Below are 23,659 nucleotides of genomic sequence, written 5' to 3'. Positions count from 1 at the left end.
CGGATGCCAGTTGTTCTGTTCATGTCGCGCACGTGAAGTCCGTCCGACCAACGTCACGCTCGTCGAGAAAGACCTTGGGGCAGTGGTGCGCGGGCTCTAGCCTTGGCTCGGTGGGGAGATAGAAGCTTCCGGCTCAGTGCGGGCGCGATGCCTGACCGATCTTGGTCTCATTGATGGGTATCGGCCTGGGCGTTTCGATCCATGCTTTCGCCAGACCTATGGAAGTTCGATCTCACCGTTCACCACGTGGTTGAGACCAGTGCCCTCCGCCGTCAGCGTCATGCGCACCTTCAGCTTCTCGCCGCCGAACTGCCCCCCGCGCACCGCCTCTTCGATCTTACGCTGCGAGGTGACACCGACTTCTTTCAGGAACTTGCGGATCGACATGTTGAAGGCGTCTTCGCTCATCGTGGAACTCCTCGGCGTCCGTGAGGGAGCAGCGTGGGCGCTTGTCTATCGCCCGGAATGCGCCGGCATAGCCCAATGGGATGTCAGCCTTGCCTCTCATCCCACGTTAGGAACCGACGCAACAACTTGCGGCTCCGTTGTTATGTTTGGCCTCCTGGATTGGCGGGCAAGGCACGTCGCCAAAGGAACAGAACACACAGCAGTCCCCGGATTTTGGCCGGAGCATCATACCGCATCCATTGCAATCATAGAAAAACTGACAGGCGTCGGTGGGCATCGTTTCCGTAGCCCGCTGGCCGCAATTGGGACAGGTGAGGGTTGATCGAAGCTGTATGGTCACACTTTGTGCCTCGGCAACGAATGCTTTCAGATGACGCCCGTCATCCATTGCTAAATAGCCTATTGGAAATATCGCCTCGTGCATAGTTTTGCGTCATGAGCGCTAGGTCAGTCTTTCGAAAGGCTGCAATGGGCCGCCATAAGCGGACAAGGCGTTGGTTCGCTTTGGCCAAACAGCGGCCATTGCGATTGCAAGATGGCCGCTATCGGAACATTGCCGATGGCCTTTGACTAAATCGATCTCAGTGACACCCGCTTCTCCAACTCGGCCGCGTGCTCCTTCCGCTCGCTGTAGCGGTCTGTAAGGTGGGCCGAGGCGTCCCGTGTCAGCAGCGTAAACTTCACCAGTTCCTCGCAGACATCCACGACGCGGTCGTAGTAGGACGACGGCTTCATGCGGCCGTCGGCGTCGAACTCCTGGTAGGCCTTGGCGACCGACGACTGGTTCGGGATCGTGATCATCCGCATCCAGCGGCCGAGCACGCGCATCTGGTTCAAGGCGTTGAAGGACTGGCTGCCGCCGGAGACTTCCATGATCGCCAGCGTCTTGCCTTGCGTCGGCCGGATCGATCCCAGCGACAGGGGAATCCAGTCGATCTGGGCCTTCATGATGCCCGTCATCGCGCCGTGGCGCTCGGGGCTAACCCAGACCTGGCCTTCCGACCATTGCGACAAGTCGCGCAGCTCCTGCACTTTCGGATGGCTGACCGGCGCCTCGTCGGGAAGCGGCAGCCCCCTCGGATCGAACATCCGCACCTCGCACCCAAACCGCTCGAGAAGGCGTCTGGCTTCGTGCGCGAGCAGCCGACTGTAGGAAACCTCCCGGAGCGAGCCGTAGAGGATCAGGATGCGCGGCTTGTGCGTCGAGAACGCCGGACGCAACGCGTCGATGTCAGGTTGGCGAAGATGCCGCTCCTGCAAGGCGGGAAAAGTCTCAGACAACGCGCTTGCCCTCCTGATCGAGGACCTGCTCGCCGTCTTCCTTGAAGAAGGCACCCTTGAAGGCATCCGGCAGGATGTCGAGCACGGCCTCGGAGGGTCGCGCAAGCCTGGTGCCGAGTGACGTGACGACGAACGGACGATTGATGAGGATCGGGTCCTTCAGCATCGCGTCGAGAAGCTGGTCGTCCGTCAGCTTCGGGTCGTCGAGACCCAGTACCGCGTAAGGCGTAGCCTTCTCGCGGATCGCCTGTCGGACGGTCAATCCGGCATCGGAGATCATCCTTGCCAACTCGTCGCGCGACGGCGGTGACTTGAGATACTCGATGATATCAGGTTCGATCCCGGCTGCGCGGATCATCTCCAGCGTGTTGCGGGACGTGCCGCAGGCGGGGTTGTGATAGATGGTGGCGTCCATTGTCATGTCCTTTCAGTGATGGTGTTCCGGGAGACAGCGGGAGCTGCCTCGTACCAGCCCTTGGTGCGGTTCACGGCCCAGACGACCGTGAGCATCACGGGAACTTCGATGAGCACGCCGACGACGGTTGCCAACGCAGCACCTGACTGGAAGCCGAACAGGCTGATGGCCGCGGCAACCGCAAGTTCGAAGAAGTTGCTGGCTCCGATCAGTGCTGAAGGCCCGGCGACGCAATGGCGCTCGCCCGACATCCGGTTCAGGAGATAGGCCAGGCCTGAGTTGAAGTAGACCTGGATCAGGATGGGCACGGCCAGCAGCGCGATGATCGTCGGCTGTGCGATGATCTGCTCGCCCTGGAAGCCGAAGAGGAGAACGAGCGTCGCGAGCAGGGCGAGGAGCGAAAGCGGCTGCAGTTTCGTCAGCATGGCGTCCAGCGCGTTCGCCGTGCCATCGGCGGTCAGCCGCGCTCTCAGGACCTGAGCGATGATGACCGGGACGACGATATAAAGGACGACCGACAGAACGAGCGTGTCCCACGGTACGGTGATAGCCGACAGTCCGAGAAGCAGTCCGACGATCGGCGCGAAGGCGACGATCATGATCGCATCGTTGAGTGCCACCTGAGACAGCGTGAACAGCGGCGCGCCGCGCGTCAGGTTGCTCCAGACGAACACCATCGCGGTACAGGGGGCGGCCGCGAGGATGATGAGGCCAGCGATATAGGAGTCGATCTGGTCGGCCGGCAGATAAGGACGGAACAGCCAGCCCACGAATAGCCAGCCGAGCAGCGCCATGGAGAACGGTTTGATGGCCCAGTTGATGAACAGGGTCACGCCGATGCCACGCCAATACGTGCTGACCTGCGCCAACGAGCGGAAGTCGATCTTGATGAGCATCGGGATGATCATCAGCCAGATCAGGATGGCGACGGGCAAGTTCACTTTCGCGACCTCTGCCGCACCGATGACCTGGAAAACCCCGGGCATCAGATGACCGAGGGCGACGCCGACGATGATACAAAGGAAGACCCAGATGGTGAGGTAGCGTTCGAACGTAGACATTTCACTCGACCTTTGCGGACTTGACGGAAGCGCCTTCGAGCGAACCGATCTGACGGACGTGCTGCTCGAGCGCCAGGCGGTCGATGGAGGCCAGAGGCAGATTGATGAAGGCCATGATGCGGTTCTTGAGGAAGCGAGCGGCCTGTGCAAAGGCGCGCTGGATTTCGACCTCGGAGCCGACAACCGCAGCCGGGTCTTCCACACCCCAATGGGCCGTCATCGGATGCCCGATCCATACCGGGCAGGCCTCGCCGTGCGCGCTGTCACAGACGGTAAAGATGAAGTCCATTTCGGGCGCGCCTGGCTGTGCGAAAACGTCCCAGCTCTTCGACGAGAAGCCGGTCGCCGGATAGCCGAGGACGTCCAGTTCCTTCAGGGCATGTGGATTGACTTCGCCCTTGGGCTGGCTGCCAGCGGAAAACGCCCGGAAGCGCCCGCCGCCTTCCTTGTTGAGAATGGATTCGGCGAGAATAGAACGTGCGGAATTGCCCGTGCACAAGAAGAGCACGTTGTAAGTCTTGTCGGTCATGGTTGTGTTCCGTGGTTAGGTCGGAGCTCTGTCGAGTTTCATGATCGTTGCCGATGCCGGGCAGATGCCCGACAGTTGACGGGTTGCCAGAACGGCGGGCGGCACATCGGCCCGCTCGACCACAACGAAGCCAAGGCTTTCAAAGAACGGTGCGGCGGAGGTTGTCGCCAGGAAGACTGCCGAGCTCACATGGACGGTCTTCAGGGTTTCCCTGGTCAGCGATTTTCCAAGCGCCTTGCCACGATGCTCGGGCAAGATGACTATCGACCTGAGAAGCACGTCGTCGCCGCACGCCTCGATGCCAGCATAGCCAACCGTGCCGCGATCTGAGGAAACTGCTTTGAAAAACGAGCGCCCAGTGTCTTCGAGGTCTTCGGTTGGAAGACCGGAAGCCGACAGCGCCAGTTTCAATTCGGGATCGCTCCCCGTGACTGGCTCCAGCCTGATGTCGCTCATGACAGCTTCACCTCGGGAGCACAGCAGGGTGTGAGTTCTGCGATGAGCGGCGCGCAGAGTTCCGCCGAGCCGCCGCAGCAGTCTTTCAGCAGGAAGAGGGTCAGGTTGCGCAGCCCCTGAAGGTCCGCCCGATAGATGATCGAACGGCTCTGCCGGTCGCTTGAAACCAGGCCCGCACGCGACAGCGTCGCAAGGTGCGCCGACATGGTGTTTTGCGGCACATCGAGAAGCCGAGCGAGTTCGCCGGCAGGAATGCCATCGGGTTCGTGTCGGACGAGAAGTCGAAACGTCTCGAGCCTGGTAGACTGGGCGAGTGCGGCAAGCGCCGCGATTGCTGTATTGCTATCCATATATCCAGAATAACGGATACTATTTTCGTGTCAACCTCCGTCGGCTTTGTTGAGTGCCAGAAAACTTGGCGGATCGAAATCCGCCAAGGCCCCCTCTCGATTTCACGCTGGCGCAGAACCGGCATCGGCTGGTTTTGAGCGAGGTCTGCCGGACGGCTCCTGTGTGGATGCTGAAGGCTTCATCTGGAATTGCCGCGTCGCCGGCGGCGGATGTGTGGTCCGATTTGCACCCGCCGACGGCTCCGCTGGAGAGCCTGTGGCTGGATCCCGGTGCTCAACGCCGTTTCACGCCGCCCGCCGTAAGCCGACTTTAGTCGGATATAGCGGCCACAGAACTCTTAGCATTTTGAGCCAGGCTTACCCGCCATCGGCGACGCTCTATTGCAATTCGCCGGGGCCCATCACCCGCGTTTTCCCGACATCAGGCGCCGGTGTTGTGATTTCAGTGTCGCCGACGCGAGGGGGCTTCAACACCCCATCGCAATCGTCCAGTTTTTCTGAGAGATTCTTCTGGTTCGTGTCGTCGCCCGAAGCAACGCGGCAACGATCCTTGTCCTCAGCGTTCGCCGGCTGGGTAAAGACCGCCGCCGAGACCAAAACGGTCACTGCTGAAAGTGCGTTAAGGACGGATCTAAAGGCGCCGATCGGATTCCCGCTGCTTCTGAAAGCGGGTGAAGTGTTGACACCCACAAATCAAACCTTCGGGTGGCCGGATTGGTTCCAATTTTTTCGGCAATGACCCCTGAGCTTGTCAGTCGTTTCCTAGTCGACCGGGATGGGCGATGTCTCTATGGCTGCGGTCCCGCAAAGCAGTATGGCATCCTTCAGAACGTAACGGGTGACCGCATCGACGCCGATCTTTTTCGTGGGCACTGTGACGACATCCTGCGCCTGATGACCTCTCTTGGCACCGCGCACCGTCAGCGCCTCGGAACACAATCTACACCGGCCGCGTCGTCCATAAACGCGGCAAGCTTTAGAAGTGCTCGGCGAACTTCGCCGAGCACACAATGCTACGGAAGCTGGCGAGCTCCAAACGAGCCGAACACGGATCGAGTTTGAAGAGCGTCTCTTCGATCAATTGGGGAGCGCGCCGCTCTTCTTGGCTGCCCATGTGGCGATCACATCCATCAGGACCGGGTTGAGGCAATCATAGGGTTCAAGTCTTAGCTCGCGCAGCCGCGCGCGCACACCGTCCATCTTCGCTGGATCGTAGCCGCTTTCGATGATCGAGGAGACGAAGGCGGCAAACCCGGGCTTCGCCCAGCCGCTTTCCTGGAAGCGCTCAGGAGGGCTGCGCGCCCCGGCCTCGAGCTCGTGCTACTGCGTCACGCGAAACGTTATATCGAGGCTCGCCTCGACGCCAGCACGCTGAACATCGATGCGATCTGCAACATTGTCGCCGTATCCCGCCGGACGCTTTATCGCTTGTTCGAAACGGAAGGTGGCGTTGTCCATTACATCCAGAGCCGTCGGCTCGAGCGGATTAGGTCTATTTTGGCCAATCCCAGGGATATGCGCCGCATCTCCGACATTGCGGCCGACTTCGGATTTTTGAGAGGCGATCATTTCGCCCGCGCCTTCAAACAGCAGTACAGGCAAAGCGCACGGGAGCTTAGGCAATCGGTGAAATCAGACGGACGACCGAATACGGGTCTGGCGGTACAGGCCCCACACGCTGGATTCGACGATTGGATAAGGCAACTTCCGTCATAGGAGGTTGACCGATTTGCTGCTTGGCACGTTTCTCAGCGTCTGCGAGACGATTCCCTCGCCTTGAAGGGAATCGAACCTGAGGCCTATTGGTTATCGAGACCTTGGAAGTCTCAAAAATGCTCGGGTCTGAATACTGAGCGAAATTCTCACGCGCTACCGCCACAACGCCGATATTGGCACAGCGGACAAACGTTCTCCGAAAGGGACCACTTTGTGGTGGTCATACAAGACCATGCCCGAAACAAACCGTTCTCCGGATGCTTCGGCCAAAATTCGCAATCCGGAAAAATCGGAATTCGAGACGGATGCTGCCGCCTTTATTTCGATACCGACGATCCGCCCCCTTGTATCTTCGATGACGATATCGACTTTGTTCTGCTGCTTGTCTCGAAAATGCGAAAACTCGAAGCGGGTTTGCCCGCCGCTGGCGAGTTTAAGGATCTCGGCAAAAACGAAAGTCTCCAGCAATGCCCCGAACTGACCCCTGTCGCCGTGGAGACGGTCGAGAGAGAGGTCACGAAGGGATGCGAGAAGACCAGAATCGAGGAAATGTATTTTCGGTGTTTTCGTGAGGCGTTTTAGTTTGTTCGAAAACCAGGGTTGTACGGTTCGAGCGAGGAACAGGCTCTCGAAGATGCCGACATATTTTTGCGTTGTAATGTGGTTCATCCCAATGGCCGCGCCAATTCCAGAATAGTTGACGAGCTGTCCCGAATGCTCTGCCAGGATGCGTAGGAGGCGCGGCATTTGAGCAATCTGCTCGATTTGCGCGACATCGCGAACGTCGCGTTGAACGATCGCCTGGATATAATCCGCATACCAGTCCTGTCTGCGGTTCAAGGTTTTGCGGGCCAGCGCCTCGGGATATCCACCGGCCAGAACCGCAGCCATGAGGTCGTCTCCGAAGAATGGCTCTCCGGCCTTGGCTTCGTTTTGGAAGGCGTCGCGCAGGAAGCTGCTGCCGGCGGTTCTGATCTCGCTTTGCGCAAGCGGCAGCAATCGAACAACCTCCATTCGCCCTGCGAGCGAGTCTGCCACGCGTGGCAACGTCATGAGATTGGCTGAACCGGTCAGAAGGAACCGCCCTGGGCGCTGGTCGGTATCCACGCTTTCCTTGATGGCCAACAGCAGTTCGGGCGCGCGCTGAATTTCATCGATGATGGCGCGATCCATACCTCTTACAAAGCCAACGGGATCCTGTCGCGCTGCGTCCAGGATGGTTGCATTATCCAGCGTGTAATACTCCATCCCCTCGGTGGCCATCTTCTTAGCCAACGTCGTTTTTCCTGATTGTCTGGGACCTACGATCAGTACGACTCGCGTGTCTGACAGGGCGTCGGCAACGCGTTGCTCAACGAGCCTTGGATACAGCGCCACAGCTTCCATCCTTTGATGACTGTTTGAAACTACGGCGATGACCAATTGAAAGTCAAGGAGTGACGATTTGAAATCTACGTGGCGACTGATTGAAACTCGAAACCAGAAGTGGGTGGCATGTCAGATTGCGGCATGAGGGAAGCCACAGGCCATGCAAGGGGAGTGGGAAAAAGGTGGGGGTAAGAAATTTCGGCTAAGCAGGAGCCTTTTCTGAAGGGGCTTTCGTTGGCGTACGACATCCACAAAGAGCGGCGGCAGCGCCTGAGGAAGCTTGTGCGGCACCCGCAATTGCGCGAGCTGGTGATCGAGCAGCTGAAGACACCTTGGTCACCGGAACAGATTGCCGGTCGTCTGCTCGCCGATGGCGTCAGCGCCGTGCGGGTCTGCAGCGAGACGATCTATCGCTTCATCTATGGCAAGGAAGATCAGGCGCTGGAACTCCATCAGCATCTGGCGGAAGGCCGCAGCAAACGCCGCCCCCCGCAGCTCGAGGAAACCCCGTGACGGCACTTTTCCGGCTGCCTGCAGGATATCGCAACGCCCTGATTTCATTGATGATCGTTCGCAGTTCGGGCATTGGGAGGGCGACTTGTTGATCTTCGAACGTGATTTCGGCAACGCCAACCTGATCTCGTTGGTCGAGCGCAAAAGCCTCTACACCGTGATGATCAAGAATCCGAGCCGGCGCTGGAGACCGATCATGGACGAGATCATCGAAACGTTCTCACCTTTGCCAGCCTTTGCCCGGCAGAGTTTCACCTTTGATCGCGGCACGGAGTTCGCCGCTTTAGGGCTTTGGAAGATGGCATCGGCGCGCGGAGCTGGTTCTGCGACCCCAGTGCGCCGTAGCGGAAAGGTGCGGTGGAAAAACGCCAACAAGCGCAGCCGCCGCTTCACGCCCAGCGATACCGATCTCACCGCCGTCACCCAGCAATAGCTCGGCGCGCTCGTCCACCATCTGAACGCGCTGCCACGCAAGTGCCTGGGTTACCGCACACCCGCCGAGGTCTTCATAGCGCATTTGCGAGAGTGCGCGTGATGCCCTACCCTTCACACGGAAATGTTGCACTTGGACTAGATTCTCCAGGGTTAACATTGGACCTGGAGGCATTGGCAACCAGAGCCGCTGTGATAACTGAGACCCTCGGATCTTATTCCGCACCGAGGCTATGTTCGACGAACAGAGAGCCGCTCGATGTTCTTCGTCTTGGCGGAACCACGGTCACGCCCAGCTCTCCTCCCCAACGAGCCTGGCTAAGGCTTTAATGCCGCAGTTCCTCGGGAGCGAGGTCTACGTACCGGCCAGTTGTATGGTCCTGACGGATAACAGCCAAACGACACCGTCAATCGACTACGATTGAAGGAAACATGGGTTAGTTATCGTCCGGTAATGCCCGGGAACGCGATCAACATGGAGACGGCGAGGATCTGTAACATGACGAACGGAACAAGAGCCCGGAAGATGATCCCCAGCGTAATGCCCGGAGGGGCCACTGACTTCAGGTAGAAGGCGGCCGGCCCAAAGGGCGGCGACAGGAACGACACCTGCATGTTCATGCAGAAGAGAACGCCGACCCAGACCGGGTCCATGCCGAGCGACTTGATGATCGGTACGAAGATCGGCATCGTGAGAAGGGCTATCCCGACCCAACCCAGAAAGGCGCCCAGCACGAACAGGATCAACATCATCACCAGCACGATCACAGTCGGATTATCGGAAATGCCGGTGATCATGCCAGAAACGAAATTCACGCCGCCCATCAAGTTGTAGACGCCCACGATGGCCGTGGCACCTATGCCGATCCAGACGATCATGCCCACAGTCGATAGCGTCTGCATCGCCGCATCGCGCAGCAGTCTATATGAGAACTCCCCCCGCAGAATGGTCGAAAGGATGACCCCACCGACTCCGATTGCGGAGGCTTCAGTTACGGACGCGATGCCGCCATATATCGAGCCGAGAACAACGAAGACGACAAGCACCGGCAGGGCAAGACCCTTAAGGATTATGGCCGCGATACTCGACCGCTCCGGCATCGCACGCGACCTCATCGATGCCATGAAGCTTTTTGCCAGCCGAATACGCGGCGGCGTTGCGGTTCAAACCGTCTTTGTGTCGGTGATCCTCGCTGCCATGAGCGGTATCATCGGCGGCGAGATCGTTCTTCTCGGCCTTATCGCTGCCGCAGATGCTGCGTCTCGGATATGATCGCAACCTGGCGATCGGCGTCGTCTGCGCGGGCGGTTCGCTCGGCACGATGATCCCGCCTTCCATCGTCCTGATCATCTATGGCCTGACGGCGAACGTTTCTATCGGTGATTTGTTCACGGCAGCCTTCTTGCCTGGCTTCATGCTGGCGATGTTCTATGTAGCCTATGTTCTCGTGTGCGCCTACTTTACGCCCGGCGTTGTGCCGCCGGTAGATATGACGCCGATCCCAACAGAAGAGAAACTCCGGCTAACTTCGTATTCGTTTCGGTGCCGATGTTCGTCCTACCCTGCGCCTGATTGACCGAGAATACGGAATAATCGGCCGCATCGACGACGCCCTTGTCGATCGACGTATAGACTTCGGAGGACGGCAGATTGACCGGGGCAGCGCCAAAGGCTGCAAACACGTTGGCAATCGGACCTTCCGGGGCGCGCATCTTCAGCCCCTTGAGATCATCGACACCATCAAGCGGCACACGCGAGACGAACGCTTCCAGCCCCGGAGTGGAAACGCCGATAAAATGCAGGCCGTAGGAGCCCAGCAATTCCTGCATGATCTCCTTGCCACCGCCGTTCTCCACGAAGTCGATCATCTGCGCCGGATCGGACCAGGCGCCGACCGGATTGGAGATCAGGCCGAAAGCCGGATCCTTGCCGGCCCAATAGGTCGAATCGCAGATCTGACCATCGAGAATGCCGCCTGCAACCGCATCAAGCGTTTCGTTATATTCCACGACCGAACCGACCGGCAGAAGCTCGATCTTCACCTTGCCGCCGGAGCGCTCGGCGACGAGGTCGGTCCAACCTTTCTGATATTCGAAGTTCGGGTTGCCCGCCGGGTCCGAAGACTGGAAGCGGAACGTGAATTCCTGCGCAAGCGCAGTGCCGGCAAGGCCGATGGCCGTGACGACGGCAAATGCACCAATAAGAAAACGCTTCATGCCTACCTCTACCCCTTCGGCGAAGCCCTTGCAGGTATCCTGATGATCGCTGGCGTATGGTTGTGGCTTGCAATTCCGGTTGCGTTCGTAATCGGCACCATTGGTGCCATTTCCGTTTTCAAGGCCGTTTACATTGACCGCCGTAAGCTGAAATGTGCTTGCGTCGGCGGCGACAGCAATGTCCCGTTGGGCCTTATCTCACTCACTGAAAACCTAATGTTGATTGCTATGGCGGTCTGGATGCTCATCAATCGAATAGAGGGATAGCATGTCCTATGTAACGGGGCTGGTAGGGCTCGGCCATGGGTTACGATGCGACGGCTACGAGGAGAAAATCAAGCTGGCAAGGAACCAATTTCAACCTCAGAGATTGAATAGGTGGGCTGGCGAGTTCCATCCTGCCGGCCCCGCAGAACCACGACACTCTCATGGCCCCTTAATCGCCTTTCGGGGCCATTCTTTTTCTGGCCTGCCCTTGGAAGCGAATTCTACGCCTCCTATATAAGCTAATGCGCATTTAGATCCCCGCCCTTCGGAGACTGAAGGCGCCTGACGGCTTCACCATTAGTGACGTCGTGTAGCCGGCCTCGTCGCCCCCCACGACGAGGCCGTTTCTTAGAGTCGCCTTTCCGAGCACACCCGTAGAATCTCTGAACCATTGGGCGCATAGTATAGCGCGTTAGAACTAGCGCGGGCCGCCTGCCGCCCCACGCGAAGGAGGCCGCTTGTCTTCCAAGGATCCAGATCTAGATATAGACGCCGAAGACATCAGCCTTTTGGTTGAAATACTAAAAGCCGCTGGTTATCTCGAAGCCAAAGAAAGAGATGAACGCGCCGAAAAGCTTGCTCTGGCGCGATTCCTGACGGCCGCCATTCAGCGGGGCGAACTGACAAAGGCGCAACTGACCGCCTTTCTTGGGAAGAGCGGCGCGCCAGGCGGACAAAATCAAATTGCAGCCCAAACGAAAACGGAAGCCATCAATCGGTGGGAGAATGAAGGTGGCGCAATCGCACGTTCACCTTTTGAGCTTCCTCCAAGTCCGGTTCGACGCGCACCCGCTTCATTCATAGGAGGTGTCAGTGCACATACCGCCCAAACTCGCAATTCAACATCTTGGTCCCCGAGATCTTGCCTTGATACGAAAAGTCTTCTAAACGGCCTGCGCCAAAACTCGCATTCCACATTTCAGCAAGCGCGCCGTCCGCCTAGCAAGCTTCATCGCTGATGAATACCGGCTTGGGAACAAGGATGAAACTTCCCTTCTAGAGTGCGCTATCTGGTTCGGCACCGCCCGCATTCCCTTAGCAACTGAGGACAGTTCACCTAGCGACACCCAAGTTGCGGCGACGCGAGAGGGTAGAGGTCGGGCGGGCTTGCGCAAAACCGGCGTGCCCAAAAGCCAGGGCTAGACACGCCCCGGAACATGCGCCATCGCCATCCACTTAGCCGCCGGATTGGCGATACCACCGCCCAGGACGCAGCGGTAGAGGAGCTTTTCCACGCAGGTGAAGAGAATGCTCAAAGTCTTTACAGCCGCGGGCGAATATCGAGAAGTTCAATGAACTGATTTCGAAGGAGGGGGCCCGCTAATGGCTTTCAGGCCTCACGTCTTTGCAGGGTCTATGCCCAATGCATCACAGATTTTCTGCCACGATTTTGCGCCCATTCCCTTCATCCGCAACGCGTCCGTCGTGGGAACGTGCTTCATGTCGTCGACGGTCTCAAACCCCCGTCGTTTGAGCTCGCCGAGGAGCTTTGGGTTTCTCAGCCTCAAGTCTGAAAGCTTCGTGGTCATGCCCGCACCAGATCAGGCTTTCGCCCGACGCGCAATTTGTAGGATTCTCCAAAAGGCTCGGAATTAGTCGCCGCACGTGATAGTCTTAGAATGAGCCCGAGTGGTCCTTTCGCCTGCCCGGGCTTCTTGGCACAGCACACTCTTCGGCCCCGTTGGTTGCACTTTGGGGCCATTTTTTTTGCGAAGGCAGGAACTCAATGACGCCGTCGGCGTTTCTCGCCTGTGGCAGCCCTGAGTCCCCCCATCAGGATGACGCCTTCACGATCCGCCCGGATCTGAAAGCAACGAAAGTGCCCCAATGGCCTTGCTCTCCCCGGCGAGGCCATACTTTTTGGCGGGGACCGCATTGCTCCTTTGAGGAAAAGCGTCTTTCCCGCCCACCCACAATCTGGCATTGTGCGCGGCCGAGAGGGGAAGCTCATGTCCTACGATTGGGAACGCGCCAGACGGCAACGGTTTAGGCACGCTCAGGTTTGGATTTTGATCGCCTTGACAGCTTGGCTTATCGCCCGCGCGTTAACGCCGTAGCTGGAACGAACCAATGTTCCGAAAGATCGCCGTCATCGCCTGCATTGTGGCTACTGGATTAGCTCTGGCGAGCTGTGCGGGTCGCTCTTGCCGCGATTGGCCGGGCACCTGCATTATTCAGTGATGGGGGTCCCAAAGATAGGATCCCCCGCGGCGGCATCAAAGCAGTTGCGCCCCCAAATTGATTACGCGACTACCCCTTTCGCATAGTTGCGATCGGTCCGCATTTTTTCGACGATACAACCGTGATCGCGCACTAGAAATAATCCATGGTTGTGCTTCTCATTGCCGTGCGATCACTGAATAATGTACGCATTGCGTTTTTTATGGTTTGACGACCTTCCACGATGAGGCCCCGCATCCCCTGCGGGGCTTCGTTCGTTTGAGTGCGCGCGAGTAGATGACGCACAACCTCTTTCGTGGCCCGTTGGCTGCAATTTTGGGGGCTTTTTTTTGCAGAGACGGAACTCAGAACCGCCGTTTGCGTTTCTGGCTTTGTGGAACCCTTCCCCGATCAGGGTGACACCTTCACAATCCCTCCGGAAGTGAGGTCTGCTCAGTGCCGATGGCCTCGTCGCCGCCCGACGGGGCCATTTCTTTTCAAGCCCCCAAAATTTCCGGGGAGTATTCTTGCTCCTGTCGGCCATGGCAGGTCTCGTCATAACCTCAACGGAGGACCTGACATGACGGAGAATGACCGCCGCCAAATGAACGCCAGCGAGATCCCCGCATTCGTCGTCGACGTGATCGAGGCCGGGTGCAACATCTGCGCAGTCGGGCATGAAAGCTACGTGCTCGGGGATATAGACGAGCAACATGCCGCGATCGAGGAGCTTGAGCGGATCAGGGAGAAGTACGGCGACCGTGATCCGCTGAAGCTGGAGATCGTCGCCTATCTCTGGTCGATCGGACGGTTCATAAACGTCGCCCCTGCGGGAACCAGTTATAAAGCCCCCGTGCAGGCTTCCCTACTCAATTTGGAGTAAGTGAAATCGAGCAGTGGTTGCGGTACGGTCACTACGAGAAGGGCATCCGTGGGGAGGGAGAGTTGCCGTTCAAGCCAACGTGGGCGTGCTGCCTCGGCCTACTATCCGGCGCAATTGTGGGTTATCTCACTGGCTTCGGCGCCGGCATGGGTATGCCCGAACTGGGAACGGAACTTGTCGGGCTGATTGGCGCTGTTGCCGGAGGCGTCGGTAGCTTGGTCGCCCTTGGCTGCTTTGAGCAGGAGTAACGGTGATGTCTCTTACAAACGCCCGAGTTCAGATTCTGCTGGGGTGGCTGCTGATGATTGTCGGCGGCATCGTGGGCTGGACCGCGAACTCCAGTGTCGGAACGGGTATATGGGGCGTTGGGGCCGCATTGCTCATCGTGGTCTCCGTTCTCTACATCATTTCAAAGTTTGGCGGTCGCCTGGGTGGGGCGTGAATCGTCATTGACCTCATGGCACGTTGAACCCACCCTTCATCATGAAGGCAACGACGCCCGCAACCATCGCGCTTAGAGCAGCGCCGATGACGATCTTCCCCAGCCAGCGGATATTCCCGCCGAGCTCATCGATCTTCTTGTTCAGGCTTGTGTCAACGGTATCGATCTTGCGATCCATCAGACCGAATTTCTCGAGCAGGTTTTTCCATTGCTCGTCCTTTCTGGCGTCGGTCAGGTCGGATTGAGCTATGACGGAAACTGGGTGATGACGGTTTGATGAGGGCGGCGTATCGAGGCGGGTGACAAGCCTGCCAGAACCTCATGAAAGAGCGATACGCCATGAAGACAGATAGCACTGTTGTTTCCTTTCCGCATCCCGAGACGCTCGATGATCCCCTGACATCGGTTCTACGCGAAGGCGCGCGCCGGCTTCTGGCACAGGCCGTGGAGGCGGAAGCCGAGGCGTTTCTTGCGGCCATGGCCAGCGAACGCCTAAGCGATGGGCGGGACCGGGTGGTGCGGCACGGCCATGGGCCTGAAAGAACGATCCAGACGGGGATCGGTCCGGTTGCGGTGCGCCGCGTCAAGCTGCGCGACCGGGCTTTGGAGACTTGCGGCGAGGATCGCATCACCTTCACGTCGGCGATCCTGCCGAAGTGGGCACGACGCACGAAGAGCCTCGACGCCCTGCTGCCGGTCCTTTACCTGCGCGGCATCTCGACCGGCGATTTCCAGGAGGCGCTTGCCGCGCTGCTCGGCAAGGACGCGCCGAACCTGTCACCCTCGGTGATTGGCCGGCTGAAGGAGGAGTGGCAGGCCGACTATGATCGCTGGCAACGCCGCGACCTGTCAGCCCGCCGCTACGTCTACATCTGGGCCGATGGGGTCTATCTTCAGGCACGCATGGAGGACGATGCCGCTTGCATGCTGGTCGTCATCGGCGCGACGCCGGAAGGCAAGAAGGAACTTGTCGGTTTTCAGGTCGGCGTGCGCGAAAGCACCCAGAGCTGGCGCGAGCTGCTCGTCGGGCTGAAGGCCCGCGGGCTTTCGATTGCGCCAGAAATTGCCGTGGGCGACGGCGCGCTCGGCTTCTGGAAGGCGCTGGAGGAGATATTCCCTTCGACCCGCCATCAACGGTGCTGGCAACACAAGCTCCTCAACATCCTCAACAAGGTGCCGAAGTCGGTGCAGCCGAACATGAAGGCCGATCTCAGGGAGGTCCGCGATGCCCCGGATCGGGCAACCGCCGAGGTCGCGATCGCCGTCTTCGTCGACAAATACAAGGCCAAATATCCCAAGGCCGTCAACTGCCTGACGAAGGACCACGAGGCATTGCTGACCTTCTTCGACTTCCCGGCCGAACACTGGGACCATCTGCGCACCTCGAACCCGATCGAAAGCGTCTTCGCCACCGTCAGGCACCGCACGGTGCGAACCAAGGGAGGCCTGTCCCACAACACAGCACGGCTCATGGTCTTCAAGCTCGTCATGAGCGCCGCCAAAACCTGGCGCCGGCTGAAGGGCGAAAATCAGTTGCCAAAGGTCATCGCCGGCGTCAAATTCACCGACGGTGTCGCCGAAACGACGACCCCTGACCATCGCGCCGCCTGATCGGCCTCGTCACCCATTTCCGACCATAGCTCGGTCGGATTGCTGCCGCCACTGTTCCTGGCAAGCCTGCGCTCCGTGTCCGAAGCCTTCTGTTCCAATGCAACCACTCGCGCGGGCAGGTCGGGTTCCATGTCGTCGATCCTGCCGGTCAAAATTTTGCCCCTCGTTGGTCTGCACAGCCGCACGTGATGAAATAGGCCGGCTCCCGAGGATGAGAGACGGCCGCGATGATGCTTACTGCTGGTTCTTCGGGCCAGATAGGTCAGGACCGCCGGCAGGCCGATCGTGAGCGCGTAGAGCGCCAGATAGCCGTACCAGGGCGTGCCCTCGGGCATGAACGGGACGCCGGCGCTGCCAGCAAACGCGCCGCCGACGCCGGCGCCAAGAGCTTTCGAGATGCTACCCATTATTGTGCTTCCTTCAGTGCGAGAGATATGGTCGCGTATGCGGTCGCAGCGACGACGAGCGCGTTGGCAGCCGTGACGCTTCCCGGATCGGCGCAGATGACGCGAACGCCGTCGTAGGCGGCCTTTTCCTTGGCGATGGTCGAAGCCTTGATGTTGCCCGAGACCGAGGCCGCGATGAACGCGGCGTGCGCCGTCTCGAGCAGAGCGCAGGTCTTCGGAAGGCTGGTCTTGATCGCGGTGTCGATCGAACCAGTGGCGGTGCAAGCGGACAGCACAAGGGCCGCCGCCGATACGATGATCAGCGAACGCATGTTCGTTTCCTTCGATGTTGGGAGGTTGGTTAGAGGCGTGCTTTGACGTCGGCGCGCATCTTATCGCCGCATGCTTTGGCGCCGATGACGTTCGTCGCGAACGGGAGCCGGGTGAAATCCCACTTCCCGGCCTGCTTGATGCCCAGATTCGTTTGAACCTCGGCATGGGAAAGGATCGTCTTCGAGGTGACCGGGATTTTGTAGAACTCGGCCAGGTGCGCGATGACGTCCATGGCGCGATGCCACTGCGTTTCCGTCATGGGATATTTGCCCGCATGGAATGGACTTTCGATCGCGCCGGCCATGCAGGCCAGCGAGACGCCGATCGAACCGGTGTTGCAGCCCCGCGTATGGGCGGCGTAGTCGTCATCGGCAGTGCTCACGTTGTCGGCGATCGTGTGATCACCGCGGACCACGTTGCCGGAGCCCTCGACGATGAAGTGGTAATGCTCCTTGTCGAGATCGGATGCTCGATAGGCGCCGGCGCTCCATTGCCGAAGCGAACCTGGGATCTGGATCTGGTATTGATCGTTGTCGTGAACAGTGGCGCGTTGCTGGCGCCTTGCTATTTTTCACGATTTGACAGTGAAGGGCCCGAATGCCGAAGACCCCGACAGACGCATACAGCTATCCACCGCGTGGGATGCGCCGAGAAGAAGCAGCCAGATACGTGGGCGTGAGTGTGACAAAGTTCGACCAGATGGTTTCGGACCGGCGAATGCCGAGGCCGAAGCGCATCGATGGTTGTGTGGTATGGGACCGGCTGATGATCGACGCGGCGTTCTCCGATTTGCACGACGAGAACCATAACCGTATTGATGAGCTTCTATCCGGAGCCGCCGATCGCCGAGCGAACGCGTTCGATAATGCTAAGAAGCGTTAGGGCATTGATGCCGTCGATTTGGCTCTGTTCAGGCGCTCACTAAAAGGCGCGCGCCTCGCATAGGCGAGCAACGTCGTTCTGTTCATCGGGTTTTCCTTCGGTTGGGAGAGTGATAAATAGTTGTGGTGTATGCGCGGAGGCAGCCGTGGATTGCTCAGACACCTTCGATATTCAGTGCCTGACGGGCAGTGGGCGGGAGAGGTTCACTTTCGCTCAGATGGAGACCAGGGAGCGGGTTCAGCGCACCCATTGCGGCGCTGCCCGCAGCATGCAAAAAGAAGACATTCTGGAAATCTGTCGTGACGCGGCGAATATGACGCGACAAAGGCTGTGACAAATGTCGTTGGTCAAGCTCGGACGGGCGCAGCTCTCCTTGGTATTGCCCTATCACCGTGAACAGTTGCGAGCAGCCAAGAACCCGACGCTGTACGATCTGTTCGAGTCCTACGCGTTGGCCGCGCAGACCCTCGACAATCTGCTGACGGAGCACCGCCGCCGCGAGGAATTGATCAACGAGTATCAGGCGCTGTGCCTGGACATGCAGGCCGAAGTCATCGCGCTGCTGAAGCAAATTGAGCTAGCGGCACCTCAATCCCGAACCTGAGATTTTGAAGGATAGCCAGCCCGCCTCCAGAGGTGCATACTCAGCCCATCGCCGGACTGTAAAACAGCCTCTGGCGACTGGGAGATCATAATCGGCCCGAGTGGAGGAGATTGCGCTATGATTAGCCATCCGCAATCTGGGTACATGCTTCCTGACGGCTTCCGTGTTGTCTCTTCTGTATTTGAGAAGATAGTGAACAGCCGACATATTTCTCGGCACAGTAAGGAAAGTGAGTGCCTGGCGCGATATGCGCTCAAGTTTTGCATGAACGGCACGGGGGATGCGTGGGAACTTGAACAGAAGCTCAAGAACGTTTGTGTGTTCGTCAATCGTCCGCCGCAACCTGCCCCTCGCGACGACGAGTTCTCGGCTTTTCTGCCTGAGCTACTGGCATGGGCGCGCAGCCTAACGACCTCACCGGTTGAGGCGGACGCTCTCGCCGAACAGACACTCGGTTACGCCATCGAGCATTTCGACGAGTTTCGCGAAAACACCGATCTACGAGAGTGGCTCGTCGGGCTGATGATGGAGCGTCGCTTTGGCCGCGGGAGTAACCGGCGCCCACATTGACGTGAAGCAGAGCCGAAAGGCGCTCGCGCTATGGTGATTTGCATGCGACCGGAGGCAGTTGATATGTTGTATTCACGATGCGATAAGCTGGACCTGTAGGGTGAAGCGAAAGAGTTCTGGGCGCTTCACCCTTTTTTTGTCTCGTAGCCTTGTCAGCGAAAGACGCGGCAACGGCTTGAAACGCCCCCATGATCACGTCCGTGTGGAAACACTAAATTAGCCCGCTCCCGCTCAATCTACGGTCGGTTGCCATTGTCCCTGCACGTTACAACTGGCACTCAGAACCGCAGCCACCGACCTCGGGGTTGCGGTTTTGCCGTTGGGCGCGGGGAAAAATCGGCAGGAGAGCTCGTCGCTTTAGCGAGGTCGCTCGCAATTGAAATTTCGATTTAACCCTTCCTTGGCTGCGCCATCTTAGATTGCCCTGAAATGGGGGAGAAAATGCAGAAACTCAGGGAACTAGGACGGCGCCGTTTATCGGTGAGACTACCGAAATTCCGACGGGCGCTCGAAGGTGATGTCTGTCCGGCGGAGCTGGATGACCTTTTCGAGGCGTATGCACTCGCAGCCGAACGGTTAGAAGAATTCCGAGAAGCAGAACAGCCAGATCAACGTCTTGTATTCGAGTACGAGGTGGCAAGCAGAGGGATACAAGAGGAGGTATCCCGCCTCCTGACTGCTATCCAGGGCAATGCCGCGAACACCACCATTCCTGTTGCATCGCTCCGAGACGCAAAAAGGCCCCAGAGTCCCACGAGGGTGATCCGGGGCCTTTCCGTCTGAGCGTTCGACTTCTACAGACACAACATTTTACGCCGCCAACCAGTTGGGACGCAATCGGTACGCTCGGTCAGTGTCAGGGGTTTGATCGCCCATAGACTGCAAGCTCAGGGTCAATCGTTAGATGCTCTTGCCGAGCGGCCTCAGGGGCCTGGTTCGTTCGGTATGCCTGAATGAGCAAATGCCGATCGTCGTTCAATTCAGGCGCCTGCTCTGTCGGACGCCAATAGAGCAAATCAAGAACGGCCTCGCCGAGATCTCGCATATGAATAGACATTTGATTCCTCACCGCTTGGTCGGGGGGATAACGCGCGAGCACGAATGGGGTTTCACGACATTCCGGTTGCCCGACGAGGCATCGCGAACCCGCTAGCGGCGATGGCGCTCATCGGATTTACCTCTTTGTCAGGAAAACGCGCCACCATCCACGCACGGCATGATGCCGGCTGGGGGAACATGATGGGCTATGATTGGGATGGCGCTCGCGGGCGCCGCATGAAGATCGCGCGAATTGGAACGGCCGTCGCGCTAGCGGCCCTGCTGGTGTCCGTCGCGACCGAGGTGGTGACCCGATCGCTGTAACCGTTATGCGGGTTGGCCCACGCCGCCCGGCGCTATGAGAGCCTCGAGGGCTTCAATCCGAGCGACGAGATCCGTCGTCTGCGTAGCAAGAGTTTCGATCTGCGCTCAGCAACTCTATCGGATGCCACGCTGCTGTCATGGCCGAGGAGCAGGTCAAGACCATCGCGATCGGACCCGACTGGGCAAGCAGGCGCTGGACTTTCCCTTGTCCTGTTTTGTCGCAGTGCCGTCGTTTGGCACGGTTGTAATTAATGCCCGCTCTTCACATTTACCGCTTGCCCAAGCCGCACGGCGGTAAGTCGGCTGCGGACTCTTCGCCTTGATGAGAATCGAGCGAACTTTTGTGCCCACCGTTCATTAAGCGAGTACGGTAATAAACAAAACTTCCGTTTCGTTTATTAAGAGACGGTGCGATTTAACTTCAGCGCAACAATCGACTCAGGAAGGCCATGGACAGCAACGATTCCAACACCAACGGGCGAGTGGACCGCTTTGTGGAAATCGCTGTCGGTGGTGAACGAGTCGCGGCCGAGATAAACACCGTGCTTTTTCAAAGCTGCGCCCGTTGAGGCTGCAACTGCCAGATCCCCGGTTACGGCCGATTCACTATGGCCCTTTACCTCAACCCGTCTTCGTCGCCGCCGGCAGAACCCACGATCCGTCGAGGATCGACGGGTTTCCTTCCTTCGGCCAGTACAGCCGCATCATCAGGATAAACTTACCCTTCGGGGAAGGCAGCCAGTTTGACTCCTTGTCTGCGCCAGGAGATTCGTGCTGGATGTAGATATCGGTCGTCCCGTCAGCATTGGCTTTGAGCTCCTGACGGGCGCTAATTGAATAGCGGTTCAGCGGGTTGTCCACGAAGAAGTACCCCGCGTCATACATCGTTATCGACCAGAACCCGTTTACCGGAGGCAGATGTCCCTTGGCAAAGTTGATTACATAGTTTTCCGAGCCGTTATAGTCGCGACTAAAAAGGCCACTGCCCGACTTCGTACTCGTTGGATAAATCGCATCCTGAGGGCGATTGGCGCCAAGTCCGATGGCGGTGATCAGAGCGCGTTGCAGATAATCCGTACCATAGAGACCGGTTTTTGTCGTGTATGCCCACCCGTTGATGTCCTCGACGTCGCCCCCGCTATCCTTGAAGTGCAACATAATTCGCGCGTACGCAATCTGTGGAAGCCGCTTCTGGAGGACGACATCGAGTTTGCTCTCGTCGAAATCCTTGCCAGGAACAATCCCTATGGTGGCCAACTGCTCCACCAATGGAGCATCGGCCGCGGCGGGGGGATTGCTCTTCAGCAGGTCGCAGAACAGTTTGAAGTAGGCGACCGCATCCAGCGCGTTGACCTGCTCACGAACTGCAGTCTTCATGTCGATAGCTGGATCGGTCTTGCCGGCAGGTGGGGTGTAGTCCGTCCCGTAGCCACTCAAGGGAACGAGCTTCACCTCATCCTGAAGCCTGTGGACTTCGGCATAGTCCTCAGGCGTTCCGGTGCAATAGATACGCCCGAGCAGCCACACCATGCTGGTGGGTGATTTGTATTCAGTCACGCCTTCAGGCAGCGCCCCCGTCCAGCCCGGGCCGGTGATCGCACATGTCTGCGCACCCGGTCCCGTAGTTCTCTTTCCGGGTACTTCAAAGACGTTGGTCCAACCATCGAGCATCGGGAAAAGCGCATAACGATCGCCAAGATCTGGAAGGCTCAAGACATAGGGTTCCTTGGCGACATCAAAGAAAGCATAGGTGTAGAGAGTATCGGCATTAGGAGCGGTCACGTCGCGAAACGATGCGTCGGGGTAGGCGCGCAGTCGACCAATCTGGCCCATCGGCGCCTTCGTGCCTTGGGGTTCGGCGACGTTCGTGATCACGCGCCGCGTGTACTCCATGGTGACTAACGGATAGGCATAAATGTAAGCTTCAAGTGCTGTCCAGAAGTCTGTCCGTCCTAGCAACTCGTCGCCAATCGATCCGTCCTGCGCAACAGCGGGTCCCGCAGTCATCCCCATGGCTACTCCCGCACAGGTCGATGTCGTAAATGCCCGACGCGAAATATTCATGTTCCCCTCCGAACAGGATGTGTATTAGCGGCGAGATGCTAACTCATAACGGGAGGGAAATCGAATCCGAAACTTAGCGTGGAAAATGACCTGGCTGGGCCAGAGATCCGCAAGCGTGCCATACACAGCGACTGCTGATTTGACGATGCTGCCACCATCCGACTCAACACCCTGACCTGATCATCGGCGGCGTGATTGTCGCCGTAATCATCGGCGCATACATCTATCGGGAGGAAACGAAGCCGGCCGATGCATTTTGGTTTCATAAAAATGGTGTGCCCGTTTAGGAAAACGGATGTTGGAGACAGAGGGAAGAATTGGCAGTTGAACCCGCGTTCATCAGGCGTTTCAATGGTCGCGACTTCACCCATGCCTTTAGTACTTCGGTGCCCACGGGTTCTGGCGATTACCATCCCAACGGCGCCACGCTGACTGTTTAAGATGAGTGCTCTTCGTGGTATTTTGCAATTCGAGCCTGCACCAGGGACCCGTGTGACCGGAAGAGATCGATGAGCGGTGACAATTCGCCAATCGTCTCCGAAGAGGAGATCGCTCTCTACGATGCCATCGAACGAGCGATCGCGAATGTTCGCGCGGCTCTTGTTGAAATCGATCGCGCTTGGGTTCGCATCACTGCGGAACGGCCCAATCCGACTGCCGCTGCTTTCGGCGCTCTGGATAGAGCAGACGAGATGCTGACCGTCGCCCGAGCAGATCTCGCCCGCGCCCGCGCTTCGCTGATGGCCTATCCACGGACGAGACCTCTGCAGTAATCGCTAAGAAATGCGGCGGTTTCGCCCGCCGCATGTCACGACCGTGAAGTCGATGTCAGCTCGCCTTCACCTCGATCTTCCTAACACGCGACAACGCTTCCTCCGTTTTTGGAAGCGTAACGGTCAGGACGCCGTTTTTGAACTGGGCGGCGACTTTGTCCTCGTCGACGCCCGACGGTAACGGGATCGAGCGGTAGAACGACCCGTAGGAGCGTTCCAACAAGTGATACCCCTTCTTGCTCTCTTCCTGCTCACTCTTCTTTTCTCCCTTGATCGTGAGCGCGCTGTTCGTCAGGGAGACATCGACGTCCTTCTGGTCGATTCCAGGGAGCTCCACCGAAACCTCAATCGCACTCTCGGTTTCGGTGACGTCCATTCGCGGCCCGCCGGTATCCCAGCGCCCGAAGGCACCGAACGGTTGATCGAGCCGCTTCCAGAAATCTTCGAAAATACGGTTCACGTCGCGCTGCAAGGAAAAGACGGGGTTTCCCTCGTCTGACTTCGCAATTTCGCTTCCCTTGTTACTGCCCCAGGGGATCAGATCTCTAATCTGCATGGTCAACCTCCTTTCTCCGC

At 58.4% G+C, this 23,659-nt stretch carries 31 protein-coding genes and 5 pseudogenes; 16 read left to right on the top strand and 20 right to left on the bottom strand.

Features of this window, described 5'->3' with window-relative positions; translation table 11 throughout:
* Window positions 1-216 precede the first annotated feature (216 nt).
* The 8 genes from OVA00_RS34300 to OVA00_RS34265 form a co-directional block, all read right to left on the bottom strand.
* Window positions 217-408 (bottom strand): DUF6494 family protein, encoded by a 192-nt coding sequence (locus OVA00_RS34300; protein ID WP_060520389.1) that lies wholly within the window; start codon window positions 406-408, stop codon window positions 217-219.
* 106 nt (window positions 409-514) lie between these two features.
* Window positions 515-742, bottom strand: coding sequence for a GDCCVxC domain-containing (seleno)protein (locus tag OVA00_RS34295; protein ID WP_077961967.1), 228 nt, complete (start codon window positions 740-742; stop codon window positions 515-517).
* Between the two features lie 236 nt (window positions 743-978).
* A complete protein-coding gene (gene arsH, locus OVA00_RS34290) occupies window positions 979-1,707 on the bottom strand; it encodes an arsenical resistance protein ArsH (protein ID WP_268091145.1) in 729 nt (242 codons plus the stop codon).
* Window positions 1,682-2,104, bottom strand: a complete 423-nt coding sequence (gene arsC / locus OVA00_RS34285) for an arsenate reductase (glutaredoxin) (RefSeq protein ID WP_268090623.1) — start codon at window positions 2,102-2,104, stop codon at window positions 1,682-1,684. The genes arsH and arsC overlap by 26 nt, the downstream gene beginning before the upstream one ends.
* Before the next feature lie 2 nt (window positions 2,105-2,106).
* A complete protein-coding gene (gene arsB, locus OVA00_RS34280) occupies window positions 2,107-3,165 on the bottom strand; it encodes an ACR3 family arsenite efflux transporter (protein ID WP_268090621.1) in 1,059 nt (352 codons plus the stop codon).
* A gap of 1 nt (window position 3,166) precedes the next feature.
* Entirely contained in the window at window positions 3,167-3,694 is a 528-nt protein-coding gene (locus OVA00_RS34275; protein WP_060520386.1) for an arsenate reductase ArsC, read from the bottom strand.
* A gap of 15 nt (window positions 3,695-3,709) precedes the next feature.
* The gene (gene arsN2 / locus OVA00_RS34270; protein WP_268090620.1) at window positions 3,710-4,150 is read right to left on the bottom strand and encodes an arsenic resistance N-acetyltransferase ArsN2; all 441 of its coding nucleotides are present in this window, start codon (window positions 4,148-4,150) and stop codon (window positions 3,710-3,712) included.
* Entirely contained in the window at window positions 4,147-4,500 is a 354-nt protein-coding gene (locus tag OVA00_RS34265; RefSeq protein ID WP_268090619.1) for an ArsR/SmtB family transcription factor, read from the bottom strand. The genes arsN2 and OVA00_RS34265 overlap by 4 nt, the downstream gene beginning before the upstream one ends.
* Before the next feature lie 46 nt (window positions 4,501-4,546).
* Between OVA00_RS34265 and OVA00_RS40145 the strand changes: the two are divergent.
* Window positions 4,547-4,732 (top strand): annotated as a pseudogene (locus tag OVA00_RS40145) (SMP-30/gluconolactonase/LRE family protein); the annotation flags it as partial.
* A gap of 146 nt (window positions 4,733-4,878) precedes the next feature.
* On the opposite strand, the gene OVA00_RS34255 reads toward OVA00_RS40145, so the two are convergent.
* Window positions 4,879-5,190 (bottom strand): hypothetical protein, encoded by a 312-nt coding sequence (locus tag OVA00_RS34255; RefSeq protein ID WP_268090618.1) that lies wholly within the window; start codon window positions 5,188-5,190, stop codon window positions 4,879-4,881.
* 78 nt (window positions 5,191-5,268) lie between these two features.
* Here OVA00_RS34255 and OVA00_RS40140 point away from each other — a divergent pair.
* Window positions 5,269-5,431: pseudogene (locus tag OVA00_RS40140) on the top strand (Tn3 family transposase); the annotation flags it as partial.
* Between the two features lie 146 nt (window positions 5,432-5,577).
* On the opposite strand, the pseudogene OVA00_RS34250 reads toward OVA00_RS40140, so the two are convergent.
* A pseudogene (locus tag OVA00_RS34250) lies at window positions 5,578-5,790 on the bottom strand (S-(hydroxymethyl)glutathione synthase); the annotation flags it as partial.
* Window positions 5,791-5,817: 27 nt separating this feature from the next.
* On the opposite strand from OVA00_RS34250, the gene OVA00_RS34245 reads away from it, so the two are divergent.
* Complete coding sequence (locus tag OVA00_RS34245; RefSeq protein WP_244547899.1) at window positions 5,818-6,216, top strand: helix-turn-helix domain-containing protein; 399 nt, start codon at window positions 5,818-5,820, stop codon at window positions 6,214-6,216.
* A gap of 153 nt (window positions 6,217-6,369) precedes the next feature.
* On the opposite strand, the gene OVA00_RS34240 is transcribed toward OVA00_RS34245, so the two are convergent.
* Complete coding sequence (locus OVA00_RS34240; protein WP_268091144.1) at window positions 6,370-7,593, bottom strand: ATP-binding protein; 1,224 nt, start codon at window positions 7,591-7,593, stop codon at window positions 6,370-6,372.
* Window positions 7,594-7,818: 225 nt separating this feature from the next.
* On the opposite strand from OVA00_RS34240, the gene OVA00_RS34235 reads away from it, so the two are divergent.
* Both OVA00_RS34235 and OVA00_RS34230 read left to right on the top strand, forming a co-directional pair.
* On the top strand, window positions 7,819-8,097 hold the full coding sequence (locus OVA00_RS34235; protein WP_156553107.1) for a hypothetical protein: 279 nt from the start codon (window positions 7,819-7,821) through the stop codon (window positions 8,095-8,097).
* A complete protein-coding gene (locus OVA00_RS34230; RefSeq protein ID WP_268090617.1) occupies window positions 8,006-8,530 on the top strand; it encodes an IS30 family transposase in 525 nt (174 codons plus the stop codon). The genes OVA00_RS34235 and OVA00_RS34230 overlap by 92 nt, the downstream gene beginning before the upstream one ends.
* Window positions 8,531-8,970: 440 nt before the next feature.
* On the opposite strand, the gene OVA00_RS34225 is transcribed toward OVA00_RS34230, so the two are convergent.
* Window positions 8,971-9,630 carry a TRAP transporter large permease subunit gene (locus OVA00_RS34225; protein ID WP_246811095.1) on the bottom strand — a complete coding sequence of 220 codons (660 nt, stop codon included), beginning with the start codon at window positions 9,628-9,630 and terminating at the stop codon, window positions 8,971-8,973.
* Here OVA00_RS34225 and OVA00_RS34220 point away from each other — a divergent pair.
* A pseudogene (locus OVA00_RS34220) lies at window positions 9,599-10,055 on the top strand (TRAP transporter large permease subunit); the annotation flags it as partial. The gene OVA00_RS34225 and the pseudogene OVA00_RS34220 overlap by 32 nt on opposite strands.
* On the opposite strand, the gene dctP reads toward OVA00_RS34220, so the two are convergent.
* Entirely contained in the window at window positions 9,991-10,746 is a 756-nt protein-coding gene (dctP, locus tag OVA00_RS34215) for a TRAP transporter substrate-binding protein DctP (RefSeq protein WP_268090616.1), read from the bottom strand. The pseudogene OVA00_RS34220 and the gene dctP overlap by 65 nt on opposite strands.
* Here dctP and OVA00_RS34210 point away from each other — a divergent pair.
* A pseudogene (locus tag OVA00_RS34210) lies at window positions 10,744-11,013 on the top strand (MauE/DoxX family redox-associated membrane protein); the annotation flags it as partial. The gene dctP and the pseudogene OVA00_RS34210 sit on opposite strands and share 3 nt — an antisense overlap.
* A gap of 458 nt (window positions 11,014-11,471) precedes the next feature.
* Complete coding sequence (locus OVA00_RS34205; RefSeq protein WP_268090615.1) at window positions 11,472-11,972, top strand: hypothetical protein; 501 nt, start codon at window positions 11,472-11,474, stop codon at window positions 11,970-11,972.
* 378 nt (window positions 11,973-12,350) lie between these two features.
* Here OVA00_RS34205 and OVA00_RS34200 read toward each other — a convergent pair whose 3' ends face one another.
* Window positions 12,351-12,542 carry a helix-hairpin-helix domain-containing protein gene (locus tag OVA00_RS34200; protein ID WP_110818993.1) on the bottom strand — a complete coding sequence of 64 codons (192 nt, stop codon included), beginning with the start codon at window positions 12,540-12,542 and terminating at the stop codon, window positions 12,351-12,353.
* A gap of 1,211 nt (window positions 12,543-13,753) precedes the next feature.
* On the opposite strand from OVA00_RS34200, the gene OVA00_RS34195 reads away from it, so the two are divergent.
* Entirely contained in the window at window positions 13,754-14,056 is a 303-nt protein-coding gene (locus OVA00_RS34195) for a hypothetical protein (protein ID WP_181432596.1), read from the top strand.
* A 253-nt stretch (window positions 14,057-14,309) separates the two neighbouring features.
* The gene (locus OVA00_RS34190) at window positions 14,310-14,498 is read left to right on the top strand and encodes a hypothetical protein (protein WP_110818991.1); all 189 of its coding nucleotides are present in this window, start codon (window positions 14,310-14,312) and stop codon (window positions 14,496-14,498) included.
* 13 nt (window positions 14,499-14,511) lie between these two features.
* Here the strand turns inward: OVA00_RS34190 and OVA00_RS34185 are convergent, their stop codons facing one another.
* Window positions 14,512-14,676 carry a hypothetical protein gene (locus OVA00_RS34185; RefSeq protein WP_268090613.1) on the bottom strand — a complete coding sequence of 55 codons (165 nt, stop codon included), beginning with the start codon at window positions 14,674-14,676 and terminating at the stop codon, window positions 14,512-14,514.
* A gap of 161 nt (window positions 14,677-14,837) precedes the next feature.
* On the opposite strand from OVA00_RS34185, the gene OVA00_RS34180 reads away from it, so the two are divergent.
* Window positions 14,838-16,109, top strand: a complete 1,272-nt coding sequence (locus tag OVA00_RS34180; protein WP_268088859.1) for an IS256 family transposase — start codon at window positions 14,838-14,840, stop codon at window positions 16,107-16,109.
* Here OVA00_RS34180 and OVA00_RS34175 read toward each other — a convergent pair.
* From OVA00_RS34175 to OVA00_RS34165, 3 genes are read right to left on the bottom strand one after another with little or no spacing between them, the layout of a single operon-like run.
* The gene (locus OVA00_RS34175; RefSeq protein WP_268090612.1) at window positions 16,028-16,516 is read right to left on the bottom strand and encodes a hypothetical protein; all 489 of its coding nucleotides are present in this window, start codon (window positions 16,514-16,516) and stop codon (window positions 16,028-16,030) included. The two genes, OVA00_RS34180 and OVA00_RS34175, sit on opposite strands and share 82 nt — an antisense overlap.
* Window positions 16,516-16,827 carry a cell wall anchor protein gene (locus OVA00_RS34170; protein ID WP_268090611.1) on the bottom strand — a complete coding sequence of 104 codons (312 nt, stop codon included), beginning with the start codon at window positions 16,825-16,827 and terminating at the stop codon, window positions 16,516-16,518. Before OVA00_RS34170 ends, OVA00_RS34175 begins: the two co-directional genes overlap by 1 nt.
* Before the next feature lie 29 nt (window positions 16,828-16,856).
* The gene (locus tag OVA00_RS34165; RefSeq protein ID WP_255382370.1) at window positions 16,857-17,339 is read right to left on the bottom strand and encodes a peptidoglycan recognition protein family protein; all 483 of its coding nucleotides are present in this window, start codon (window positions 17,337-17,339) and stop codon (window positions 16,857-16,859) included.
* Between the two features lie 86 nt (window positions 17,340-17,425).
* Here OVA00_RS34165 and OVA00_RS34160 point away from each other — a divergent pair, with 86 nt between their 5' ends.
* The 4 genes from OVA00_RS34160 to OVA00_RS34145 all read left to right on the top strand — a co-directional run bounded on the left by OVA00_RS34160 (window position 17,426) and on the right by OVA00_RS34145 (window position 20,246).
* Complete coding sequence (locus OVA00_RS34160) at window positions 17,426-17,710, top strand: helix-turn-helix transcriptional regulator (protein ID WP_112773306.1); 285 nt, start codon at window positions 17,426-17,428, stop codon at window positions 17,708-17,710.
* A 337-nt stretch (window positions 17,711-18,047) separates the two neighbouring features.
* A complete protein-coding gene (locus OVA00_RS34155) occupies window positions 18,048-18,314 on the top strand; it encodes a hypothetical protein (RefSeq protein WP_110818988.1) in 267 nt (88 codons plus the stop codon).
* Between the two features lie 117 nt (window positions 18,315-18,431).
* Window positions 18,432-18,884 carry a hypothetical protein gene (locus OVA00_RS34150; RefSeq protein WP_268090610.1) on the top strand — a complete coding sequence of 151 codons (453 nt, stop codon included), beginning with the start codon at window positions 18,432-18,434 and terminating at the stop codon, window positions 18,882-18,884.
* 1,158 nt (window positions 18,885-20,042) lie between these two features.
* Window positions 20,043-20,246, top strand: coding sequence for a hypothetical protein (locus tag OVA00_RS34145; RefSeq protein ID WP_268090609.1), 204 nt, complete (start codon window positions 20,043-20,045; stop codon window positions 20,244-20,246).
* 621 nt (window positions 20,247-20,867) lie between these two features.
* Here the strand turns inward: OVA00_RS34145 and OVA00_RS34140 are convergent.
* Window positions 20,868-22,310 carry a DUF1254 domain-containing protein gene (locus OVA00_RS34140; protein WP_268090608.1) on the bottom strand — a complete coding sequence of 481 codons (1,443 nt, stop codon included), beginning with the start codon at window positions 22,308-22,310 and terminating at the stop codon, window positions 20,868-20,870.
* A gap of 509 nt (window positions 22,311-22,819) precedes the next feature.
* Here OVA00_RS34140 and OVA00_RS34135 point away from each other — a divergent pair.
* Window positions 22,820-23,083: a hypothetical protein gene (locus OVA00_RS34135; protein ID WP_034803523.1), complete on the top strand. Its 264-nt coding sequence runs from the start codon at window positions 22,820-22,822 to the stop codon at window positions 23,081-23,083.
* 55 nt (window positions 23,084-23,138) lie between these two features.
* On the opposite strand, the gene OVA00_RS34130 is transcribed toward OVA00_RS34135, so the two are convergent.
* A complete protein-coding gene (locus OVA00_RS34130) occupies window positions 23,139-23,639 on the bottom strand; it encodes an Hsp20/alpha crystallin family protein (protein ID WP_110819538.1) in 501 nt (166 codons plus the stop codon).
* Between the last annotated feature and the right edge of the window lie 20 nt (window positions 23,640-23,659).

Origin of the sequence: Ensifer sp. SL37, from assembly GCF_026672675.1 — a bacterium.
Classification (GTDB): Bacteria; Pseudomonadota; Alphaproteobacteria; order Rhizobiales; family Rhizobiaceae; genus Ensifer; species Ensifer adhaerens.
The sequence above is the reverse complement of the archived record's forward strand: the minus strand, read 5'-3'. Positions and strand labels throughout refer to the sequence as shown.

Coding starts and splice junctions, on each gene's coding strand:
- OVA00_RS34300 (WP_060520389.1), bottom strand. CDS start 408: ATGAGCGAAGACGCCTTCAACATGTCGATCCGCAAGTTCCTGAAAGAA.
- arsC (WP_268090623.1), bottom strand. CDS start 2,104: ATGGACGCCACCATCTATCACAACCCCGCCTGCGGCACGTCCCGCAAC.
- arsB (WP_268090621.1), bottom strand. CDS start 3,165: ATGTCTACGTTCGAACGCTACCTCACCATCTGGGTCTTCCTTTGTATC.
- OVA00_RS34275 (WP_060520386.1), bottom strand. CDS start 3,694: ATGACCGACAAGACTTACAACGTGCTCTTCTTGTGCACGGGCAATTCC.
- arsN2 (WP_268090620.1), bottom strand. CDS start 4,150: ATGAGCGACATCAGGCTGGAGCCAGTCACGGGGAGCGATCCCGAATTG.
- OVA00_RS34265 (WP_268090619.1), bottom strand. CDS start 4,500: ATGGATAGCAATACAGCAATCGCGGCGCTTGCCGCACTCGCCCAGTCT.
- OVA00_RS34230 (WP_268090617.1), top strand. CDS start 8,006: ATGGCAAGGAAGATCAGGCGCTGGAACTCCATCAGCATCTGGCGGAAG.
- OVA00_RS34225 (WP_246811095.1), bottom strand. CDS start 9,630: ATGCCGGAGCGGTCGAGTATCGCGGCCATAATCCTTAAGGGTCTTGCC.
- dctP (WP_268090616.1), bottom strand. CDS start 10,746: ATGAAGCGTTTTCTTATTGGTGCATTTGCCGTCGTCACGGCCATCGGC.
- OVA00_RS34200 (WP_110818993.1), bottom strand. CDS start 12,542: ATGACCACGAAGCTTTCAGACTTGAGGCTGAGAAACCCAAAGCTCCTC.
- OVA00_RS34195 (WP_181432596.1), top strand. CDS start 13,754: ATGACGGAGAATGACCGCCGCCAAATGAACGCCAGCGAGATCCCCGCA.
- OVA00_RS34190 (WP_110818991.1), top strand. CDS start 14,310: ATGTCTCTTACAAACGCCCGAGTTCAGATTCTGCTGGGGTGGCTGCTG.
- OVA00_RS34185 (WP_268090613.1), bottom strand. CDS start 14,676: ATGGATCGCAAGATCGATACCGTTGACACAAGCCTGAACAAGAAGATC.
- OVA00_RS34180 (WP_268088859.1), top strand. CDS start 14,838: ATGAAGACAGATAGCACTGTTGTTTCCTTTCCGCATCCCGAGACGCTC.
- OVA00_RS34175 (WP_268090612.1), bottom strand. CDS start 16,516: ATGGGTAGCATCTCGAAAGCTCTTGGCGCCGGCGTCGGCGGCGCGTTT.
- OVA00_RS34170 (WP_268090611.1), bottom strand. CDS start 16,827: ATGCGTTCGCTGATCATCGTATCGGCGGCGGCCCTTGTGCTGTCCGCT.
- OVA00_RS34160 (WP_112773306.1), top strand. CDS start 17,426: ATGCCGAAGACCCCGACAGACGCATACAGCTATCCACCGCGTGGGATG.
- OVA00_RS34155 (WP_110818988.1), top strand. CDS start 18,048: ATGTCGTTGGTCAAGCTCGGACGGGCGCAGCTCTCCTTGGTATTGCCC.
- OVA00_RS34150 (WP_268090610.1), top strand. CDS start 18,432: ATGATTAGCCATCCGCAATCTGGGTACATGCTTCCTGACGGCTTCCGT.
- OVA00_RS34145 (WP_268090609.1), top strand. CDS start 20,043: ATGGCGCTCATCGGATTTACCTCTTTGTCAGGAAAACGCGCCACCATC.
- OVA00_RS34140 (WP_268090608.1), bottom strand. CDS start 22,310: ATGAATATTTCGCGTCGGGCATTTACGACATCGACCTGTGCGGGAGTA.
- OVA00_RS34135 (WP_034803523.1), top strand. CDS start 22,820: ATGAGCGGTGACAATTCGCCAATCGTCTCCGAAGAGGAGATCGCTCTC.
- OVA00_RS34130 (WP_110819538.1), bottom strand. CDS start 23,639: ATGCAGATTAGAGATCTGATCCCCTGGGGCAGTAACAAGGGAAGCGAA.